Source organism: Bacillus sp. AP50, from assembly GCF_040492675.1.
Classification (GTDB): domain Bacteria; phylum Bacillota; class Bacilli; order Bacillales; family Bacillaceae_G; genus Bacillus_A; species Bacillus_A cereus.
In genome coordinates this window covers 1-5353 of record NZ_JBEUTW010000169.1, presented here as the reverse complement: position 1 = coordinate 5353, position 5353 = coordinate 1, and the positions used below count along the sequence as shown (strand labels likewise).

The window sequence follows — 5353 nt, the reverse complement described above, 5'->3', positions numbered from 1 at the left end:
AGCGTGAAAAATTAACAGAATGTATGATGAAAGCACCAAACGAAATGAAGGAATATTTTAATATTCAATTTAAAAATAATAAAGTAGAATCGTTCTATACTGAAATGGCTATGTTTATATGTAAAAAAAGTATAACGTTAAAAAGATAAATGTGTTGCAGTCTTTCTGAAGTACGATATACTTAGTACAGAGAAACTGAGAATTGAGGAATAGTTATAATGATTCGTGTACGCATTGAAGGTACTGAGGAAGAAATGCTTGAATTTATGGGGAAAATGCCAGACATTCCTGGATTTGAAAAGACACATATGAGAGAGCCGAGAAAAGGAAATAACCCGAAATACGATTCAAGTAAAAATGTACTTGCATATTTGTCTTATAAAAAGATTGAAGTCGCCAATAAATAGGCGGCTTTTTTAGTTTGCGCTGTTTCACCGCCTTGTCTTTTTCACATAATAATAATAGTAGATTATGCTGAAGAGGGGTGAGAATAGTTAATAAGAAAATTATCTTTTTTGGAGACTTTGGTATTGATGACGCCGTAGCGTTAATTTATGCAAATAAAACATGTAAATTAGATATTCTAGGTATTGTTGCTGAGTACGGGAATGTATCACGAGATATCGTTACGGAAAATGTTTATTTTTTAGAAAGGTACTATGCTACACAAGTGAAAATTATTGAAGGTGCGAGTAGACCGATGACAGCTGAAGAGCCTTTGTTTTTCCCTGAAATCCACGGGGATCACGGTTTAGGTCCTATTATTCCACCTGAGATGAGAATTTGTAAACGAGAAAATTTTTGTGAATTAATCAAATTAATCGAACCTTGTCCAGAAGATATTATAATTGTGGCGACAGGGAGACTAACGACGCTTGCTACGTTATTTTTATTGTATCCAAATATAATGGATCGTATTTGTTCGTATTATATAATGGGCGGCGCTTTCCTATTTCCAGGTAATGTTACACCAGTATCTGAAGCGAATTTTTATGGTGATCCAATTGCAGCAAATATTGTTATGAAATATGCGAAAAACGCTAGCATATACCCGTTAAATGTAACACAGGGCGCGCTTATTACGCCTGAAATGGCCAATATAATAGATAAACAAGGAACTGGACAGGCGAAACTCATTAAACCAATGATTGATTTTTATTATGAGAACTTCTATAAAAAAGAATATCCGGGTATTGGTGGAAGTCCTATACACGATTTACTACCGTTTATCTCGTTTATAGATGACAGTATTTTCGAATATAAAAAATCGGCAGTGTGGATTAGTACGACAAATGATGTGACTAGGGGCCAAAGTGTAGCAGACTTTAGAAAAATAGCTGAGCCAACAAGGTTTGATAATCGGCCGATTCAAAGAATTGCTGTTGGTTTTAACTATGCAGCTTTTAAAGAAGAGTTTATGCGAACAATATTGAAGCCAGATTGTCCTTAATGTGTGTAATAACAAGTCGGATAAATCGTTAGTTCAAAAAAAGGTTTAATCTGTGTGTATTATTCTCAAAAATCTTAAAGTTGAACAACATGAATAACTTATGAAAAATGTCACATAACTAATGGTAAGCAATTGTTTCTAATTATATTTTGATTGGTGAAATGCAAAGGAGGTTATTATATGATTTGGTCTTTAATCGTCGGTGGTATATTAGGATGGCTTGCGAGCTTAATTACTGGAAAGGACGTACCTGGTGGTGTAATTGGTAATATTATTGCTGGTATTATCGGTTCTTGGGTTGGTTCGAAATTACTTGGTAGTTTTGGTCCAGTCATTGGCGGATATGCAATTATTCCAGCTTTAATCGGTGCGATCATTTTGATTTTCATCGTAAGCTTCTTATTACGAGCAATGCGAAAATGAATGTAAGGGCTGTTTACATTTGTAAGCAGTCCTTTTTATATGTTATGCTAGTATTATACAATCAGGAGGTGTCAGCATTGAAAACATTTACAGTAAATTTCCATCAAGAAGATAATGCTAAAGCGACAACAGTACATAAATTAAGTGAAGAGGACTTTAACAAAGCAACAGAAAAAGGCACTCGTCATCTATTTGATTTAGATACAAACGTTGGATTCTTCGTATTCTTTGACGCAGAAGATGCAGAAGGAAACGATCAATACTTAATGTTACAATACGAAGGTGATCATGAAGAGCCAACTGCGTGCTACGGATTTGATTTAAAACTATACTATCAATTTTTAGCACTGTACTTAAACGATCTTGAGTTCCAAGGTGAAACAGATGAGGAAGAGGAAGAATACGGTCCAATTCATCATTTAGCGCATTTACTTTATCATATTGTTGAAGATGGTAAATCAATCGAAGTGTAATATACATATTTGAAGCTGCCCTTTTTGGGCAGCTTTTTTATATGACATTGGAATGGTGTACTGTGAGCTAAATAAAGTGAAACTTTAATCAGTGGGGGGTGTTCATCCCCACTGATTATCAGCCCTCACCAATCGGGCTTTTACGGACAGCAGGGCCCCCACCTAACTTCTTTGTTTCCGCTGAATTTTGAGGTGGGGATCTTACTGCCCGGCAAATAGCGGGATAAATTAATAATAGAAATTTATTTATTACTTTCATGTTAGCATCGTAAAACACCTGTTATAATGATTGTAATTAAATTCATGGAGGCTAATTCTATGCTTGTAGATGTAAAAGCTTTTATTAAAGCTGCAGGTTTAACATGTATTTCATCATTAAGTGGAGATAACACGTTTGCTTATAATTTTGAAACTGTAAAAAATACTATCGCTACATTTTTTAAGAAGCTAAGATTTACCGTATAATTTTATTTCAACCAGTAGGAAAAGAGTAATCACTTCCTACTGGTTTTTTTCTGTTTCAAGGAGCTGTTGTGAGAGCATGTTTTAAGTTATAGATAGAGGATATTATCATTGAGAAGAGAAGGTTTAAATAAGGATATGAAAATGGTTTCGTTTATCAGGAGGTAGTTACTTCGGATATAACAGACTTGGTTACTTTTTAGAAACAGCTTTTGTAATATATTTTGTACAAGCTTTTGGAGAGAATGAAGCAGTGACTTTTTGGAACAAACATAATTTGAAAAGTAGTGTAATGGGTTGGTTAACGAAATGAATAAGATGCAATAGGGGGTAAAAATGATGAAAATATATTTAAAAATAGTTATGTTATTTTTGGTGTTTACATGTATGTTTGCGCTAGCCGCATGTAAAGAGACAGACGAAAAAAAGGAAACAAATCCAACCTCGGAAAATAATAAAAATGAACAAAGTAATTTTTCAGAAGAACAGAAAAATCCTGAAGCAAAACCAAGCAATGAAAAAACAACAAAACCATCGCCTGACCCAGATTCGAAAAATAGAACACTTAATCAAAAATCAATTAACCACGTTAAAGATTTGTTTGAACTCGCAAAAGAAGGAAAAGTACCTAATGTACCATTTGGAGCCCATACAGGGGATATTGAAGAAATTGAAAAAGTGTGGGGGAAAGCAAATAAAACCGAATATGCAGGGAACGGAATGTACGCAATTTTTACAAATAAAAATGTTGTTTTCGGATTTAATAAAGGGTCACAAGTTTTTGATGTACGCTCATATCATGCAGAACTAAAATTGATTACATTACAAGAAATTGAAAAAGCATTAGGAAAACCATCTTCAGTTAAAGAGAATGGTGAAGATAAAATATATGTATACAAAGTAAATAACCAGTATGAGCTGAAATTTGTCATTCCAAAATCGACTGGTAAGGTAGATCATATTTCTGTATTTTCACCAGAGGATAGTATTAATAAAATGGCAGGATAAGAAATTAAGTGATTTCAAAAACACCTCACTTTCCTTAAGTGAGGTGTTTTTAGTTGTAAATAAGGAACGTCTCCTGCCAAATAAAACATACTTTCATACGCGAAATACTTCACTTTTGTTTTTTAATATTCATCCAATAAGAAATATTGATCTACTGAAAAAGTAGTAACCTATAAATTATGTGTAGGCTGGTTCATGATTTTTTTACGTTCTAAATTTTGAACAAACAGTGCTTGAACAATACCTCCAATTAATAAGAAACTAGCACAAATATAAAACAGCATACTTCCATTTAACTTACTTAATAAAACTGCACCAATAACTGGTCCGCATGTTCGAGATATATCCCAGTGTATACCGTAAATTGAAAAATATAAACCACGTTTATTGTGAGGTGCAATTTCTGAAACGAATCGTAATAAATGGTTTAGAGCAATACTTTCTCCAATGACTAAAAAGAGTAAGGTGAAGAACAACGAGAATATCGTCGTTGAATAACTAAAGCCAACTGCAGCTATTGTATAGCAGGCGTAAGAAATAAGGATGATTTTCGCCATAGAAAATCGTTCAGACCATTTTACGAGGAAGATTTGTAGAATGATTTCCAAAATGGCTTTGCATGTTGAAATAAATGCGAGTATGAATACGAGATTAGGAAATACATGTTCTGCAAAAATACGATAATTCGTCTCAGTTTGTGCATAAAAAAAGCTAATAGGAAGTGTAGAAACCATAAGACCGAATATGGCATAATGTTTAAAAATAAATTGCTTTGGTGAACTTGCCTCAACTGTTTGTTTCGACTTACTCATAGGTGGAACGGTTTCTGGGAGCTGGGTCCAAACAACAACGGCATATATCGTAAGGGTTACACTTTGCACGATAAATAAATATTCTGGGTGAGTATTATAAAAACTTGCACCTATTAAAGGGCCGACTACGGATCCAATTGCTCCCATCGTTTGTAGGAGAGCAAAAACTTCTGCTTGCTGCTCTTGTTTTGTTAAATCAGCAATTTGTGCACGCTGAGCTGGAATGTATAAGGAACGGCCAATACCATTAATGACATATAACAGTGCAAATATAAAAACGGATTGAGCGAAAACGAAACTACCGATTGCAACACCTTGTAGTAATAATCCGAGTAACATAATTTTTTTTCGGCCATATTTATCAGTAATTCCTCCAGCAATAAGTGTAAATAAAATGTCTGAAAGTGGCTGTAATCCGAAAATCAGCATAGTTATAATTACATTGCCGTTTAACATTTTATTGATGTAAATAATCATAATGAGAGCTAACATAGATTCAGTCGTTCGGGTTAATAATTCACCGCACAGTCTAATAAAAATAGGTTTATTGTAACGAAGTAAGAGATAATTCAATATTAATTCCTCCTTTCTATATTGAAATGATAAGATGAAAGGAGAGTTGGAAAAAGGGTAGAAACAATAGGGAGTATTTTTCACCTTTTAGGGGGAGTATGATGTTTATTTTAGATCAATACATTGAACTATGGATTGCTTATGGAAAAGGG

The 5353-nt window shown here is 33.8% G+C and carries 7 protein-coding genes and 2 pseudogenes; 8 read left to right on the top strand and 1 reads right to left on the bottom strand.

Translation table 11 applies throughout. From position 1 onward, the window contains the following. The 8 genes and pseudogenes from ABWK52_RS14530 to ABWK52_RS14495 form a co-directional block, all read left to right on the top strand. Positions 1–149, top strand: a pseudogene (locus ABWK52_RS14530) (class I SAM-dependent methyltransferase); the annotation flags it as partial. A 69-nt stretch (positions 150–218) separates the two neighbouring features. Continuing rightward, entirely contained in the window at positions 219–407 is a 189-nt protein-coding gene (locus ABWK52_RS14525) for a DUF3970 family protein (protein ID WP_000621885.1), read from the top strand. 77 nt (positions 408–484) lie between these two features. Beyond that, complete coding sequence (locus ABWK52_RS14520) at positions 485–1450, top strand: nucleoside hydrolase (protein ID WP_001223680.1); 966 nt, start codon at positions 485–487, stop codon at positions 1448–1450. 180 nt (positions 1451–1630) lie between these two features. After that, positions 1631–1873 carry a GlsB/YeaQ/YmgE family stress response membrane protein gene (locus tag ABWK52_RS14515; protein WP_000638306.1) on the top strand — a complete coding sequence of 81 codons (243 nt, stop codon included), beginning with the start codon at positions 1631–1633 and terminating at the stop codon, positions 1871–1873. A 77-nt stretch (positions 1874–1950) separates the two neighbouring features. Then, positions 1951–2346, top strand: coding sequence for a hypothetical protein (locus ABWK52_RS14510; RefSeq protein ID WP_000847587.1), 396 nt, complete (start codon positions 1951–1953; stop codon positions 2344–2346). Between the two features lie 318 nt (positions 2347–2664). After that, positions 2665–2811 carry a hypothetical protein gene (locus ABWK52_RS14505; RefSeq protein ID WP_000959548.1) on the top strand — a complete coding sequence of 49 codons (147 nt, stop codon included), beginning with the start codon at positions 2665–2667 and terminating at the stop codon, positions 2809–2811. 139 nt (positions 2812–2950) lie between these two features. After that, positions 2951–3121 (top strand): annotated as a pseudogene (locus tag ABWK52_RS14500) (aminopeptidase); the annotation flags it as partial. A 23-nt stretch (positions 3122–3144) separates the two neighbouring features. Further along, entirely contained in the window at positions 3145–3816 is a 672-nt protein-coding gene (locus ABWK52_RS14495; RefSeq protein WP_002103234.1) for a YjgB family protein, read from the top strand. 170 nt (positions 3817–3986) lie between these two features. Here ABWK52_RS14495 and ABWK52_RS14490 read toward each other — a convergent pair whose 3' ends face one another. After that, complete coding sequence (locus tag ABWK52_RS14490; RefSeq protein ID WP_001108454.1) at positions 3987–5201, bottom strand: MDR family MFS transporter; 1215 nt, start codon at positions 5199–5201, stop codon at positions 3987–3989. Positions 5202–5353: the final 152 nt, after the last annotated feature.